The following is a 15,974-nucleotide window of genomic DNA, read 5'->3' as shown; positions in this document are numbered from 1 at the left end:
CCCGAGCTTAGTCTCGGGTTTTTTAATGCCTGAAATTTAGCATACATGAAGGTGGCGCTCTTACCTTAGGTGTAGGTGCTTTGTAGCAACGTTCAACGAGTAATAGTTAACAATTAGTACTGAAAAAAACCGAGCTTAGTCTCGGGTTTTTTAATGCCTGAAATTTAGCTTACATGAAGGTGGCGTTCTTACCTTAGGCGTAGGTGCTTTGTAGCAACGTTCAACGAGTAATAGTTAACTTTTAAGTTAATTAATACTAAAAAAACCCGAGCTTAGTCTCGGGTTTTTTAATGCCTGAAATTTAGCTTACATGAAGGTGGCGTTCTTACCTTAGGCGTAGGTGCTTTGTAGCAACGTTCAGCGAGTAATAGTTAACTTTTAAGTTAATTAGTACTGAAAAAAAACCGAGCTTAGTCTCGGGTTTTTTAATGCCTGAAATTTAGCTTACATGAAGGTGGCGTTCTTACCTTAGGCGTAGGTGCTCCGTAGCAACGTTCAACGAGTAATAGTTAACTTTTAAGTTAATTAATACTGAAAAAAAACCGAGCTTAGTCTCGGGTTTTTAATGTCTGAAGAAAAGTGATTAATTTCAGCTATCAGTTATTAGTAAAATGATCTGACCCCGATAATTACTCTACCTATAGTGCGCTTAAATAAACTAATTAACTTCTATTAAAAAAAACTCACAAAGCTATCCCCTAGATATGTGTATTTGATAAGGTAAAGTGTCACTTATTAAAGGAGTCCTTATGCTAAATAAACAAATATTTACCGCAAAAGAAGTTAGGGATAACGAGGCTCTCGCTGCTAAAAATAGTCATTGTGAGTTATTTACTCTTATGCAGCGCGCAGGGGAGGCTGTGTTCAGCACTTGGAAAGAGTTTAATGCTGAGCATACCTTGGTGATTGTGGGTCATGGTAATAACGCTGGAGATGGTTATATAACCGCGAGCCTAATTAGGCAATCGGGTAAGCTGGTGACTTTGTGTGCCGTCAACCCTGAACAAGCACTAACAGGAGATGCCGCTAAAGCATATAAATTGTGGCGTGATGAAGGCGGTGAAATTAATGCATATTCAAGTGAATTATTAAACCGTAGCGATTTAATTATAGATGCAATGTTAGGTACTGGGATCAAAAGCTCAGTACGCGATAATTTTGCTAAAATTATTAATGAAATTAACGCCTATAATAAACCGGTATTGAGTATAGACGTCCCCTCAGGCATCAGCTCTGATACTGGCCAACCTTTAGGTATTGCTATACAAGCAAGTAAAACAATAACTTTTGTTGGTATTAAGCAGGGGCTGACAACGGCTGCCGGTAAACAACATTGCGGGCAGTTAATATTTGATGATCTAAATATTGGACCTGCATTTTTTGAGCTCGCTACTTCAAGCGGTACACTAATAAATATTAATAGTTTTAAAAAGCTTGGTGCGCGTAGCCTAAATAGTCATAAAGGTACTCATGGCAAACTACTCTGTGTTGGCGGAAATGAAGGGACTGCCGGTGCAATTAGATTAACCAGCGAAGCTGCACTTAGAGCCGGTGCTGGTATGGTAAGAGTATATACACATTCAAGCTCTATAGCGCCTGTAAGCATTGGTAGGCCAGAATTAATGGTAGGCAGTGCAAATTTACAACAAGCGCTTGAATGGGCTAGCAGTGTGGTAATTGGCCCTGGACTTGGGCAAGATGAGTGGGCACAACAAACGTTCGATGAAGTAATGCAATATTGCCAAAACAATAACACCCCATTAGTTATAGACGCAGATGCTCTTAATTTACTCGCTAAGCAAGCTTCATCATATATGTTAAAGCAGTGTGTATTGACTCCGCACCCAGGCGAAGCCTCGCGACTGCTAAGTGTTAGTACCAGCGATATAGAATCGGACCGCTTTAACTACGCCCGCCTCTGCGCAAAGCGTTATAACGCGACTTGCGTTTTAAAAGGTGCAGGAACTCTAATTGATAATGCAAGCCATACATGGGTTTGTGAAAATGGTAACGCAGCACTTGCTGTGGGTGGAAGTGGTGATGTACTCACCGGTATTATAGGTGGATTGTTTGCACAAGGCCTTGATATGGACGAAGCAGCCCGGTATGGCGTAACATTGCATGCTAAAGCAGGTGAAATTGCGTCTGAATGTGAAGGGCAGCGAGGTATGCTCCCCTCAGATTTATTTAAAATAGTTAGATCGTTAATAAATTAAACTTTTTATTTTGGTTCAATTAAATCCCATTTATTACCGTATAAATCTTCAAAAACAGCAACTGTCCCGTAGGGTTCATTACGGGGTTGTTCATTAAAGATGACCCCGTTTGCTAACATGCTTTCATGATCGCGCCAAAAATCGTTAGTATGTAAAAACAGCCAAACCCGACCTCCCGCCTGATTTCCAACAGCACTCAGTTGCTCCGGCTCAGTGGCTTGAGCAAGTAGTATATGTGTACCGTTTGATAGCGGTGGTGTAATTAAGACCCAACGTTTTCCTTCGCCTAAATCAGTGTCTTCAACTAATTCAAAGCTTAATTTCTTCGTGTAGAATTCAATCGCTTCATCATAATCTTTTACGACTAAGGCAATACTCCCAATGTGTTGTTTTATACCTGACATAAACTACTCCCTGACTGTGTTGCTGCGTATTTTTACATACCAGTGTGTGTTTTGTGTAAGGTTGTATACTTTTGTAGATTATACCTCTTCATCATCGAGTGGATCGCCTGATTCTCCTTTACGTTTACGCTGTTCTTGTTTTGCTTTTTGTACATTTTCGTAGGTGGGTGGCGGAATAGGCATCAGTGAAATAAGCGGAAAGAATGCTAAAAATAAATAAGCCCCCTTAGACATACTTTTACCCCAAGTGACCATTTTGAGCATAGAGCAAACTAAGAATGAAAATAATCCAGTCACAAGAGCAACAGAAATAAAGAAGGTGAATATTGTGTTATTACTTAATAAATCCATTTAATATAAATCTTAGTTATACGTAACTTAGTTATGGGTGTAAATTAAACAATATCAATAATACCTGTAAAAATAAGAAATTCTTAGAATCGACGTAAAAGAATAACTGCAAACATACATAATCAAACACTTACGAGTTTTGTAATAACCTTTCATGTATGCCCTAATTTGCGCCTCAGCATGTAAGACAAAGCTCAGACCTTAACTTTTAGTGATTTATTGTCATCTTGTTAATTGTAACTTTTTTGTAAAAAAAAGCTTGTTTTTCGTTCCTTTTCAAGGTATTTTCCCGCCTCGTTTAATTACTTGCACTTACTTTTTACGTTGTTACCTAATCAAAAAGACTACCTATTGATTATCTGCACACAATTCAAACAAATTAATGAGAAATAAATAATGATTCGAAAATTTAAATTATTACCGCTAGTATGTATTTTATTAACAGGTTCGATACAAGCGAATGCAGTAACTATTAAAAACGCAGGTTTTGAAAATGGGTTAACGTATTGGTCAATAGTTGAACCAGGAAGGGCTTCTATAATTAGTAACTCTGGTACACAATCGTTACAGTTGCTAGGTGCCCCAGCAAGAGTACACCAATGGATTGATGTAGAAAAAAACACTGATTATATCTTAACAGGTTATGTTAATGGTTCAGGAAAGATTGGTGTAAATAATGGTTACGACGTAGTAAAAAAAGTAGCTTTCGAGTTTAACTCGTGGAGTAAAGTGACTGTACCATTCAACTCTAAAACAAAATCAAGAATTCAAGTTTATACAAAGTTTAATGATACGCTTCAACATGGTTATTTTGATGATATTCAAGTTGTAAAAGCTGATGCAGAGCCAGAGCCAGAGCTCCCTATAGAGCCTACAAACCCTGTGCCAGAACAGTGTTTAGTAACTAAACTTGAAGTAACGGCGAGTGATGATGGCTCTTATGATAGTAACTATTCGCCTGAAAGAGCAATTGATGGCTTTTTAACTAGTTCATCTCGTTGGTCTTCAAAAGGCATTGGTAAGTGGATCCAGCTTGATTTAGGTGGCGAAGCAAAAATCGATAATATAAAAACGGCTTGGTTTTCTGGTGATAAACGCACAGCCTATTTTAATATTGAAACGTCATTAGATGGCGTGAACTGGACTTCAGCAGTACTTGATGCTGAATCACAAGGTGATAGCCTTTTAAATAGTGATGATTTGAATGATGCTTTAGCTCGCTTTGTTCGTATTATCGGCCGCGGCAATAGTTCTTCAGAAGACAATGCTTGGAATAGCTTGCTAGATGTGGAAGTACATGGTTGCCTCGAATTAAAAGAGAGCCCAATTGAAGTGCCTGTAGAGCCTGCACCAGTAGAGCCTGCACCAGTAGAGCCTGTACCAGTAGAGCCTGTACCAGTAGAGCCTGCACCAGTAGAGCCTGCACCAGTAGAGCCAGCTCCAGTAGAGCCAACACCAGTAGAGCCAACGCCTGTAACAGGGACTACTTATTATACAAGTGCGGATGATCTTAATGATACGTTAGCAGAGGCTGCAGGAGGTGATGAAATTATCATTACAAACAGTGGTGAAATTTCAATTAAAAATATTAGTTTCGATAGTCCAGTTTTAATTCGTGCAGAATCCATTGGAGCCCTTAAATTAGAAAATGCGACTATTAATAATTCAAATAATATTACGCTACAAGGGTTCCTTTTTGGCCCATCAAATGATGTAAGTACCTTAGTTAAAATTGAAAATTCGACCAATATTAAAATCTTACGTAATTACTTTGACCACTTAGATGTAACAGAAGGGCAAAGTTCTTTAGTGATCACCCAGTCAAGTCAATATATAGAGATTGGCTACAATGAATTCCATGATAAAAATATCAGCGTTGTTGATGGTGAAAAAAACACTGGTAGCTACATTAAGCTACAGTATGACGATGGACAAATGACAAAAAATGCACATATCCATCATAACTATTTTAACAACATTGCTCCTTATCTTATCGATGGTGTTCCAGCGGGTGATTCAGATCGTGAAGCAATAGTAATGGGGATCTCTTCATCTCAGGATATTGTGACAAATAACGTGGTTGAATATAACTTGTTTGAAAACTGTGATGGTGAAAATGAAATTTTAACCATTAAAACGTCAGAAAATACGTTTCGTTATAATACCTTTAAAAACTCTATGGGCTCATTATCATTGCGTCTAGGGCATAGTAATGAAGTATACGGAAACTATTTTTACGGAACTGGTGCTAGCGATACTGTAAGTGATGATAATTATCAAACGGGTGGTATTCGTGTTTATGGTGCAGGCCATGGTATTTATGATAACTACATGGAAGGTTTATCTGGTACAAGCTGGAGACTACCTCTATTAGTTGATAATGGTGATACATCAGACAGTTCAAATGGTGATAACCACCAAACCCCTACTGATGTCACTATTACTAACAATACAATTGTGAATAGTATCGGTGGTGGTATTTATATTGGCCGTGAAGACAGCAAGTATAAAAATAAACCAACGGATATTTCGATTATTGGCAATGTTGTAATTGGTAGCGAAGGATTACTGTTCAATAATAGTGCTGCTAGCGATACAAATACTTTTTCTAATAATACTGCCTATGCAACAGGGTCTGCCGTGGTAAATGGAGGCACTATATTAACGAGTGCTCAATTGAAAGTATTAACGACTTCGCCTTCAGTGTCTGTTCCAACGCCATTAACACCAAATGATGTTGGCACAAAGGCACAATAACAGTTAGCGTGTAACGCACGATTTATACTGCGCTTTAATTAAGCCGATTGCCTTTGCAAGTAATCGGCTTTTTAGTGAAAGATATATATTAAAAGCTATCATTTTATAAAATCTCCTATGTGATTACGCTTGGTTGTTTAACTCGCTAACGAGGCGAATTAAAAGGTAAGCATACGAATATAATAAATAGCACTGTGTGTGCTCCAATATTATATTGGGGGAGGAGCGAAAGTATTTTGTTACGGTAATTAGCTCTTCGAGTACGTTTAGTACCAATTCGCTTAATTAAGAGATCTATTTTAGGTAAGAAAATCGTGTCGATAATAAGGCAAAAACTTCGTTACTTAGTTGTTATTACTAATTGCTCTTGCATTGCACTACCACTTACATCCATGCATCCGTATTTCAGAAGCTTTTAATTCTGTTCACGTTATATTGAACCCCCAAAATTGGTTAAGTAACCCGAACTGTGGATAGTAAATCTATCTTGAGCCGCTACTTTCAGCGCTAACCGCGTTGAATTTACTTGCCTTCCATAGGCCAGCTATTGACGGGTAAATTCGCTTCGTTTTCATTAAAAATCTCTGGCTAGAAAAAATAAATTTAAATATCACATTAATTCAACGTGTTAACAAGTTTTTTAAGCAGAGTTCAGGTTAAGTCTTATTGCGAATTGGCATAAATTGCAACACATAGAATTGAAGGCTGCTAAAAAGCAAAAACCCAGCAAAAGCTGGGTTTTTATATAAGCAAGGTGCTTAAGCGGTGATGTTTACATCATGCCGCCCATGCCACCCATTCCGCCCATGCCACCCATATCAGGGGCACCAGCTGCTTCTTCTTTAGGAATTTCAGCTACCATTGCTTCAGTTGTGATCATCAGACCCGCAATCGAACCTGCAAATTGTAGTGCAGAGCGCGTTACTTTAGTTGGATCTAGGATACCCATCTCAAGCATGTCGCTGTATTCACCAGAAGCGGCATTGTAACCGTAGTTACCTTCACCGCCTTTAACTGCGTTGATTACAACAGACGCTTCGTCACCTGCGTTAGTTACGATTTGGCGAAGTGGTGCTTCCATCGCACGAAGTGCAACTTTAATACCGTGGTTTTGATCTTCGTTATCACCAAGTAGTTCTACAAGCTTACTTGCAGCACGTACTAATGCAACACCGCCACCAGGTACTACGCCTTCTTCAACCGCTGCGCGAGTTGCATGTAATGCATCTTCAACACGGTCTTTTTTCTCTTTCATTTCAATTTCAGTTGCTGCGCCTACTTTGATTACTGCAACACCGCCGGCAAGTTTAGCCATACGCTCTTGTAGTTTTTCTTTATCGTAGTCAGACGTTGCTTCTTCAATTTGCGCTTTAATTTGTGCAACACGGCCGTTAATGCCGTCTTCTTCACCTGCGCCATCAATGATAGTTGTATCATCTTTAGTGATAACTACGCGTTTAGCAGTACCTAAATCTTCGATTGTAGCTTTTTCAAGTTCAAGACCAATCTCTTCAGAAATAACGGTACCGCCAGTTAATACTGCGATGTCTTGTAGCATTGCTTTACGACGATCGCCAAAACCAGGCGCTTTAACTGCTGATACTTTAACAATACCACGCATGTTATTCACAACTAGTGTAGCTAGCGCTTCACCTTCAAGGTCCTCAGCAATAATGAGTAGTGGCTTGCTTGCTTTAGCAACTGCTTCTAATGTAGGTAGTAACTCACGAATGTTAGATACTTTTTTGTCTACAAGTAGAATGAACGGGTTGTCTAATTCAACAGCGCCTTTTTCTGCGTTGTTGATAAAGTAAGGCGATAGGTAACCACGGTCAAACTGCATGCCTTCAACAACATCTAGTTCGTTTTCAAGTGATTGACCTTCTTCAACAGTGATAACACCTGTATTACGGCCTACTTTTTCCATTGCATCTGCAATGATTTCACCAATTTCTTTATCAGAGTTTGCTGAAATAGTACCTACCTGTGCAATTGCTTTAGTATCTGCACAAGGAACTGAAAGTTCTTTAAGCTCAGCAACAGCTGCGATAATTGCTTTATCAATACCGCGCTTAAGATCCATTGGGTTCATACCCGCTGCAACTGCTTTAAGGCCTTCATTAACAATAGACTGTGCAAGTACTGTTGCGGTAGTTGTACCATCGCCCGCTGCATCATTTGCTTTAGATGCAACTTCTTTCACCATTTGTGCACCCATGTTTTCAAACTTGTCTTCAAGTTCGATCTCTTTTGCTACAGATACACCATCTTTAGTGATTACTGGTGAGCCAAATGATTTGTCTAGTACAACGTTACGGCCTTTAGGACCTAATGTAACTTTAACTGCGTTTGCTAGGATGTTTACGCCAGTTAGCATTTTAGCGCGTGCGTCACCTGCAAAAAGTACTTCTTTTGCTGCCATGTTTAAATTCCTCTAAATTCTTAAATGTTTGTTAAACGAAAAGTAGGGTTAGCCTACAATGCCTAAAATGTTGTCTTCACGCATGATCAGGTACTCTTGACCTTCGATCTTTTCAGTTTTTTCAACATATGAGCCAAATAACACTGTGTCACCGGCTTTTACTTCTAAAGCTCTAACGTCACCGTTTTCTAGAACGCGACCATTACCAACGGCAATAACTTCTCCGCGAGTTGATTTTTCAGCTGCAGAGCCAGTTAATACAATACCGCCAGCAGACTTGGTTTCTTCTTCTAGACGCTTAACGATTACGCGATCTTGTAAAGGACGAATGTTCATTTTTTAGTTCTCCTAACAGTTTCTGAACAGTACAGAAAAAAGCTTTTCTAATTTGCAATCATTAATGGGGGTGGAGTAAAAAATTCCAAGAGAAAAAACGATAAATTTTTAATCTTTTCTTTCATATTCTCCATCAATAGTTGTTGGTTGTTCCATTTGTGGCTGTTCTTGCTTTGTTTGTTGCTGCCCAGCGAATGGAGATGGACCTTGCTGCATACCCGCACTCATTCTAACCGTTGCTTGGCTAGCAAGGCCTGCAGCTAATTTATTACGAATTGCAGGGGTTAATAACAGTAAGCCAAATACATCAGTCATAATGCCAGGCGTTAAAAGTAATACACCTGCAATTACCACGCAAATTCCGGTAAATAACTCTTTGGCTGGCATTTGCCCTTGTGCCATTTGTGTCTGCACATTTTGCAGTGCACCCATGCCTTGTTGCTTCACCATTTTAGCACCTAAAATCGCGGTAATAACAACTAACGCAATGGTCGCAAATCCACCTATTACATCACTTACTTGTATAAGTAGTGCAATTTCAATAATAGGAATGATGATAAACAGCACAAATAAAAATCTAAACATAACGCTCTCTAAATAATGACACTCAAAAGAGTTGATGAAATATAAGTGAGGGTGAGGAGGTCTATTTTCAAGGTTACTGGTTACGTATCGTTACTTTGTAGATGTTTTAGCGCCTACACATTGAACTTGCTATCGGATACTATGATGTTAAACAACGTCAAATAAGTAAAGGTTCATTATGAATACGCAATTTAAACTGATTTTTACAACCTGCAAAGATGAGCCAGAAGCTCGCGCATTGGCAAAAGCGTTGGTAGAAAAAAAGTTAGCCGCATGTGTGAATATCATACCAAACATTAGTTCAATATATATGTGGGAAGGTGAAATTGCCGAGGCTACCGAAACAAAGTTACTGATCAAAACCAAACTAGATAAAATGAACGATGTTTTTTTAACTATAAAAGAGCTGCATAGTTATGAAGTGCCAGAGATTCAGGTTGTAGAAGTGTCAACTGGTAATTTGGCGTATTTTAATTGGATGGACGAGGTGTTGAATTAATGCGTTTTTTCTTTTTATTGCTGGTAACGTTATTAACGCTTCCTGTAAAAGCGGAGAATAATAACTTACTTGGTGATTTGCTTGGGCCGCCTCAGCAAACATTTTTACCGGTAGAGCAAGCCTTTGTATTTGATTTTGATCAGCAAGGAAGCACATTATTTGTTGGTTGGGATATTGCACCAGACTACTACCTATATAAAAAGAAAATAGAAATAATAGCCAAGGGAGCCAACATTCAAGTAGGCGACTCTGGCAGTGGCGAAATTATTGAAGATGAGTTTTTTGGTAAAACTGAAGTATTTTTTAATGCTGTAAGTGTTGTCAGCAAACTGAGTGATATTACTGAAGGGGCTATAGTTAAGGTACGTTACCAAGGCTGTGCTAAAGCTGGGCTCTGTTACCCGCCAGAAGTAATAAGTATTCCGCTTAGTGTGATTAATACAGAAGAGCCTAAAAATATTAATCAAACTAATTCGAATGATGTAGCTACAGCACAAAGTACATTTGCAGCACTTAATGAAAAGCCTACTGAGCTTGTAAAAGTAAATTCTAATGAGCCAGAAAAAGAGCTTTCGTTTACTGAGCAATTAGCAAGTCAGAGCCTAATAACTAATTTATTGATATTTTTTGTAGTGGGTGTGGGGCTAGCATTTACACCGTGCGTTTTTCCTATGTTTCCTATTTTGTCGAGTTTAATTGCAGGGCAACAAAATCTTTCCACTAAAAAAGCATTTGCATTATCGCTTGTGTATATACAGGGTATGGCCGTTACCTATGCAGCGCTTGGGCTTGTTGTTGCAGCTTTAGGTGGGCAAGTTCAAGGGTACTTACAACATCCGTTTGTACTTATTAGCTTTAGTTTATTGTTTGTCTTATTAGCTATGTCGATGTTTGGCTGGTACGAAATAAAACTACCAAGCAGCATGATGAGCAAGTTAACTCAGGTAAGTAACAACCAAAAAGGCGGCAATTACGTTGGCGTATTTTTAATGGGTGTTTTGTCGGGGCTTATTGCATCTCCTTGTACTACAGCGCCATTGTCGGCAGCTTTATTATTCGTAGCGCAAAGCGGTGATTACCTAGTTGGTGGTTTAACGCTTTATGTATTAAGCCTTGGTATGGGCTTGCCGTTATTGTTATTAGGTACATCTGGCGGAAAGTTACTTCCAAAAGCTGGCGGCTGGATGGAGCAAGTTAAAATCTTGTTTGGTTTTATAATGCTTGTAGTACCACTTATTTTATTAGAGCGCATAGTAGACGCTGATATTATTTTACTCATGGCTGGTCTACTTGCTTTAGCAACTGCGCTGTATTTACATTATTGGCAAAGCGCTCAGGTGCAGAGTAAATTAAAAACAGCATTATGGTTTAGTGCCATTTTGCTTGTTTTAACTGGGTTTACACTCACTAAAAACTATATTTGGCCGCAGCAAAATCAAACTATTCATTTCAACACTCAAACTAATGAGTTTAAAAAGGTCGCTGATTTAGCTGAGCTAAAAGAAGCTGTAGCGCAAGCTAGCGATGAAGGCCGAATGGTTATGGTCGACTTATACGCCGACTGGTGTGTGGCGTGTAAAGAGTTTGAGCATTACACATTTCCCGATGCAAAAGTGCAAAGTGAGTTTAACCACTTTCAGCTTATTCAGGTTGATCTAACCAGTAGCGATAACAGCACAATTGAGTTGATGGAAGAGTACACTGTGTTTGGTTTACCCAGCATTTTGTTTTTTAATGCCCAAGGCGAAGAGCTAAGTACACAACGAGTTACTGGCTTTTTAAATGCTGATGATTTTGCTACTCACTTAGCTGCAGTGCGCGCTAGCGCACAATAATAGTGCAATTAAGCCGCTTGTATAAACCAAGCGGCTTACTATTTCCCTCCCCAAAATTTGTTCCCATCATAGAGATTAGACCAGTATTTTGCTGCTATTTACATCGAACTCACTATAATAGTTGGTTAACGTGAGAAATTGTTGCTATCTTGGTTTTTTATACAGATGTTATAGTAAAAAATCGTTAGTAACCGCTTAACTCATTACTTATAGGATATATCGCGTATTATGGCTGCAAAATTTAACATTTTAGTTGTTAATGGTCCAAATTTAAACATGCTGGGCAAACGTGAACCGGATAAATACGGTTTTCAAACGCTAAGTGAAATTATGAGCGAACTAACAAGTGCCGCTGATAGTCTGGATGTTGAGTTAACGCATTTTCAAAGTAATAGTGAGCAAGCGCTCATTGAACGCATACACAGTGCTTGGCAAGCGGTTGATTATATAATAATTAACCCTGCTGCATTTACGCATACAAGCGTCGCATTACGTGATGCATTGCTAAGTGTTGATATACCGTTTTTTGAAGTGCACTTAAGCAATGTGCACGCACGTGAAGCGTTTCGTCACCATTCTTATTTTTCTGATGTGGCGCAAGGCGTGATATGTGGATTAGGCGCAATGGGTTACCACGCGGCACTAAACTGTGCAGTGGGCCGATTGCAAAACGCAATTTAATTTTAAATTAACACACAAACTAACAGGCGGGTCGTAAAATGGATATTCGCAAGATAAAAAAACTTATCGAATTAGTAGAAGAATCGGGTATTGCTGAGCTAGAAATCACTGAAGGTGAAGAGTCAGTACGTATTAACCGTAACAACATGAGCGCGGGCCCAGGTTACGCACAATTTGCTCCACCGCAGTATGCTCCAGCGCCTGCAGCACCCGTTGCCGCAGCGGCTCCTGTTGCAGTTGAAGCTGACGCAGCTCCAGCAGCACCTACGGGTCATCAAGTTAAATCACCTATGGTTGGGTCTTTTTACTCTGCTGCATCTCCAGAGGCACCAGCATATGTAGAAGTGGGCTCACAAGTTAAAGTGGGTGACACGCTTTGTATTATCGAAGCTATGAAGATGATGAACCAAATTGAAGCAGATAAAGCCGGTACTATAAAAGCTATCCTAGCTGAAAATGGCGAGCCAATAGAATTTGATCAACCTCTATTCATCATTGAATAATAGCGCAACCTAAAAGGCCAACTCTAATGTTAGATAAAGTAGTCATTGCAAACCGAGGTGAAATTGCACTTCGTATATTGCGCGCCTGCAAAGAGCTTGGGATCAAAACGGTTGCTGTGCATTCAACGGCAGATCGCGATCTTAAGCATGTATTGCTTGCAGATGAAACCATCTGTATTGGTAAACCATCAGCAACTGAAAGTTATTTAGATATTCCGCGCATTATTGCAGCGGCAGAAATAACAGACGCAGTAGCGATTCACCCAGGTTATGGTTTCCTTGCTGAAAATGCTGATTTTGCCGACCAAGTTGAGCAAAGTGGCTTTGTATTTATTGGTCCTAAGGGCGATACAATCCGCTTGATGGGCGATAAAGTGTCTGCAATTGCAGCAATGCGTAAAGCAGGTGTTCCGTGTGTACCGGGTTCTGATGGCCCAGTGTCAGACGATAAAGAACGCAATATGCAAATCGCTAAGCGTATCGGTTATCCCGTAATTATTAAAGCCGCTGGTGGCGGTGGTGGCCGTGGTATGCGTGTAGTACGCAGCGAAGCTGAACTGATTGATTCAATTTCATTGACTCAACAAGAAGCTAAGCAGTTCTTTGGTAATGGCATGGTTTACATGGAAAAATTCCTTGAAAATCCACGTCATATCGAAGTTCAAGTACTTGCAGATGGTCAAGGTAATGCTGTGCATTTAGGTGAGCGAGATTGTTCTATGCAACGTCGTCACCAAAAAGTAGTTGAAGAAGCACCGGCGCCAGGCATTACTGCTGAAACGCGTAAATTTATTGGTGAACGCTGTACTCGAGCATGTATCGAAATTGGATACCGTGGCGCAGGTACGTTTGAGTTTTTATACGAAAACGGCGAGTTTTACTTCATTGAAATGAATACACGTATTCAAGTAGAGCACCCTGTAACTGAGATGGTTACTGGTATCGACTTGGTTAAAGAGCAGTTAAAAATTGCTGCGGGTCAGCCATTATCTTTCACTCAAGATGACGTGGTTATTCGCGGACATGCTGTTGAGTGTCGTATTAATGCTGAGGATCCTGAAACGTTTATTCCTTCACCGGGTAAAATTACACGTTTTCACCCAGCGGGTGGTTTAGGTATTCGTTGGGACAGCCATATTTACGCTGACTACACAGTACCACCACATTACGATTCAATGGTTGGTAAGTTAATCACTTACGGCGAAAACCGTGATGTTGCTATAGCACGTGCGCGTAATGCACTTAACGAGCTAGTAATTGACGGCATTAAAACGAATACTCCTTTGCATAAACGTATTCTTGCAGATGAGCATTTTCAAAATGGTGGAACGAATATCCACTATCTTGAGAAGAAATTAGGGTTATAATTTCCCTGTTTTTAAAAACCGGCTTAGGCCGGTTTTTTTATGCCTAAAACGGCAATTTATCGCCTTAAATAAATATTCTGGTATGATTAGCAAACATGCGCTTTTAAGTAAATTTTTGAGGTAGTAATGACGCGTAGTTTCCAATCTCACTTAAATGATGAAATAGCCACAGTAGCAATGGGTAATCAGGTTGCTGCTATTGTAGAGCAAGGTGCGGTTATATATTTACATGGTGATTTAGGTGCTGGTAAAACAACATTTACGCGAGGTGTGGTGCAAGGTTTTGGCCATACAGGTAAGGTGAAAAGCCCAACATATACACTGGTAGAACCTTACGAACTTGAGCGAGCTAACGTTTATCACTTTGACTTGTATCGTTTAGGTGACCCTGAAGAGCTTGAATACATGGGAATACGAGATTATTTTTCTGCTGATGCTATATGCGTAGTTGAATGGCCCGAAAAAGGTGGTGAATTTATTCCTGTGCCTGATTTAGATATTACTCTAAGCTATGTAGGCGATGAGCGAAAAATTGTTATTAATAGTGCAAGTGAGCGCGGTGTAGCAATTGTCGAAAAACTAAATAGCTAAGATACATAAAGCTAGCTCTTATAATAAAAAATAGTTAAGGCAGTGGTTATTAAAATGACTCGAGGTATAACTAAATTTCTTTTTACCCTTATGGTATTTGCTGTGAGCTTGCCACTGTGGGCGCAAAATACGATTAACAGTGCCCGAGTTTGGCCATCACCAGATAGCACTCGCGTTGTATTTGATTTAGATGAAAAGCCAGATTTTAGCTATTTTATGCTTAAAAATCCGAGCCGTTTAGTTGTTGATTTAGACAATACTAACGAGCTGAAAATATTACCCGGTATACCGTCAAAGCATCAAATAGTTAGTAAACTTCGCTACTCTAAACCTAAAAATAAGAAAAGTGTTCGGTTAGTGTTCGAATTAAGCTCTCCTGTTAAACCGGTTATTTTCGCACTAGCACCCGCAGGCCCTTATAAAAATAGATTAGTGGTCGATTTATACAATAAAGCTCAAAAGCAAACCGTCGCGTCTCCTGCGCAAACAGCAGCTAAAAACCGTCAGCTAAGCCAAGAGCGCGATATTGTTATTGCTATTGATGCGGGGCATGGTGGTGAAGATCCAGGCTCTATTGGTCCATCAGGTACATATGAAAAAACGATTACTTTACAAATTGCTAAGCGCTTAGAGCGCATGATAGATGGCGAGCGGGGAATGATTTCGCGCATGGTGCGAAGTGGTGACTACTTTGTAAAACTTAATACTCGCACTAATCGTGCTCGTCAAAAAAAGGCGGACTTTTTTGTTTCTATTCATGCTGACGCATTTACAAGCCCAGGTCCTAATGGCGCTTCTGTGTGGGTATTGTCGTTACGTAGAGCTAACTCTGAGATAGGTAAATGGATAGAAGATAAAGAAAAACACTCTGAGCTTTTAGGGGGAGCTGCAGATGTAATTAAAGATGCTGCTAACGAAAAATACTTAGCGCAAGCATTACTTGATATGTCGATGGATCACTCAATGAAGACCGGTCTAAGCGTTGCCGATGAAGTAGTTAAAGAGCTTAAAAAGGTAGCTAAACTGCATAAAAAAGATCCTCAACATGCAAGCCTTGCTGTTTTAAAGTCGCCTGACATTCCTTCTATTTTAGTTGAAACTGGGTTTATATCTAACCCAAGAGAGGAGCGTTTGCTTAAAAGTGCTAATCATCAAGAGCGCTTAGCTAAAGCGATATTTACGTCTATTAAAAATTATTATTTAAAAAACCCGCCTGATGACTCGTTATTTGCAAAACTTAAATCGCAATATCCTACCAAACATAAAGTACGCCCTGGTGAGTCTTTAAGTATGCTTGCAAGTCGTTATGGGGTAACAGTTAGTAAATTAAAACAGGCTAATAAGCTTAGCTCAAATACGCTGTTTATTGGTCAAGAACTCGATATACCGCAAAGTTAAATCCTCAGTAAAAATATTTGTTAGGACGT

14 protein-coding genes are annotated in these 15,974 nt (G+C 39.5%); 9 read left to right on the top strand and 5 right to left on the bottom strand.

Going from position 1 to position 15,974, the window contains the following annotated elements; translation table 11 throughout:
• Positions 1–749: 749 nt before the first annotated feature.
• Positions 750–2,216, top strand: a complete 1,467-nt coding sequence (locus J8L73_RS05745; protein WP_211015334.1) for an NAD(P)H-hydrate dehydratase — start codon at positions 750–752, stop codon at positions 2,214–2,216.
• Positions 2,217–2,221: 5 nt separating this feature from the next.
• Here the strand turns inward: J8L73_RS05745 and J8L73_RS05740 are convergent, their stop codons facing one another.
• A complete protein-coding gene (locus tag J8L73_RS05740) occupies positions 2,222–2,620 on the bottom strand; it encodes a VOC family protein (RefSeq protein ID WP_211015333.1) in 399 nt (132 codons plus the stop codon).
• Positions 2,621–2,698: 78 nt separating this feature from the next.
• Positions 2,699–2,971 (bottom strand): hypothetical protein, encoded by a 273-nt coding sequence (locus tag J8L73_RS05735; protein ID WP_211015350.1) that lies wholly within the window; start codon positions 2,969–2,971, stop codon positions 2,699–2,701.
• Between the two features lie 396 nt (positions 2,972–3,367).
• Between J8L73_RS05735 and J8L73_RS05730 the strand changes: the two genes are divergently transcribed.
• Entirely contained in the window at positions 3,368–5,728 is a 2,361-nt protein-coding gene (locus J8L73_RS05730; protein ID WP_211015331.1) for a chondroitinase-B domain-containing protein, read from the top strand.
• 772 nt (positions 5,729–6,500) lie between these two features.
• On the opposite strand, the gene groL is transcribed toward J8L73_RS05730, so the two are convergent.
• The 3 genes from groL to J8L73_RS05715 all read right to left on the bottom strand — a co-directional run bounded on the left by groL (position 6,501) and on the right by J8L73_RS05715 (position 9,071).
• Positions 6,501–8,150: a chaperonin GroEL gene (groL, locus tag J8L73_RS05725; protein WP_210998713.1), complete on the bottom strand. Its 1,650-nt coding sequence runs from the start codon at positions 8,148–8,150 to the stop codon at positions 6,501–6,503.
• A 48-nt stretch (positions 8,151–8,198) separates the two neighbouring features.
• A complete protein-coding gene (locus tag J8L73_RS05720) occupies positions 8,199–8,486 on the bottom strand; it encodes a co-chaperone GroES (RefSeq protein WP_089348829.1) in 288 nt (95 codons plus the stop codon).
• A gap of 108 nt (positions 8,487–8,594) precedes the next feature.
• Positions 8,595–9,071 carry an FxsA family protein gene (locus tag J8L73_RS05715; RefSeq protein WP_210998714.1) on the bottom strand — a complete coding sequence of 159 codons (477 nt, stop codon included), beginning with the start codon at positions 9,069–9,071 and terminating at the stop codon, positions 8,595–8,597.
• Positions 9,072–9,249: 178 nt separating this feature from the next.
• Here J8L73_RS05715 and cutA point away from each other — a divergent pair, with 178 nt between their 5' ends.
• The 7 genes from cutA (at position 9,250) to J8L73_RS05680 (ending at position 15,945) form a co-directional block, all read left to right on the top strand.
• Complete coding sequence (gene cutA / locus J8L73_RS05710) at positions 9,250–9,570, top strand: divalent-cation tolerance protein CutA (protein ID WP_210998715.1); 321 nt, start codon at positions 9,250–9,252, stop codon at positions 9,568–9,570.
• A complete protein-coding gene (locus J8L73_RS05705; protein WP_211015330.1) occupies positions 9,570–11,405 on the top strand; it encodes a protein-disulfide reductase DsbD in 1,836 nt (611 codons plus the stop codon). Before cutA ends, J8L73_RS05705 begins: the two co-directional genes overlap by 1 nt.
• 228 nt (positions 11,406–11,633) lie before the next feature.
• Positions 11,634–12,086: a type II 3-dehydroquinate dehydratase gene (gene aroQ / locus J8L73_RS05700; protein ID WP_210998717.1), complete on the top strand. Its 453-nt coding sequence runs from the start codon at positions 11,634–11,636 to the stop codon at positions 12,084–12,086.
• Between the two features lie 38 nt (positions 12,087–12,124).
• Entirely contained in the window at positions 12,125–12,589 is a 465-nt protein-coding gene (gene accB, locus J8L73_RS05695) for an acetyl-CoA carboxylase biotin carboxyl carrier protein (RefSeq protein ID WP_211015328.1), read from the top strand.
• 26 nt (positions 12,590–12,615) lie between these two features.
• Positions 12,616–13,956, top strand: a complete 1,341-nt coding sequence (gene accC / locus J8L73_RS05690) for an acetyl-CoA carboxylase biotin carboxylase subunit (protein WP_210998719.1) — start codon at positions 12,616–12,618, stop codon at positions 13,954–13,956.
• 126 nt (positions 13,957–14,082) lie between these two features.
• The gene (tsaE, locus tag J8L73_RS05685; protein ID WP_210998720.1) at positions 14,083–14,547 is read left to right on the top strand and encodes a tRNA (adenosine(37)-N6)-threonylcarbamoyltransferase complex ATPase subunit type 1 TsaE; all 465 of its coding nucleotides are present in this window, start codon (positions 14,083–14,085) and stop codon (positions 14,545–14,547) included.
• A 54-nt stretch (positions 14,548–14,601) separates the two neighbouring features.
• Positions 14,602–15,945: an N-acetylmuramoyl-L-alanine amidase gene (locus J8L73_RS05680; protein WP_210998721.1), complete on the top strand. Its 1,344-nt coding sequence runs from the start codon at positions 14,602–14,604 to the stop codon at positions 15,943–15,945.
• Positions 15,946–15,974: the final 29 nt, after the last annotated feature.

Origin of the sequence: Pseudoalteromonas sp. MMG006 (assembly GCF_018101025.1) — a bacterium.
Classification (GTDB): Bacteria; Pseudomonadota; Gammaproteobacteria; order Enterobacterales; family Alteromonadaceae; genus Pseudoalteromonas.
Note: the sequence above shows the minus strand (reverse complement) of the source record. Positions and strands in the feature narration are given on the sequence as shown.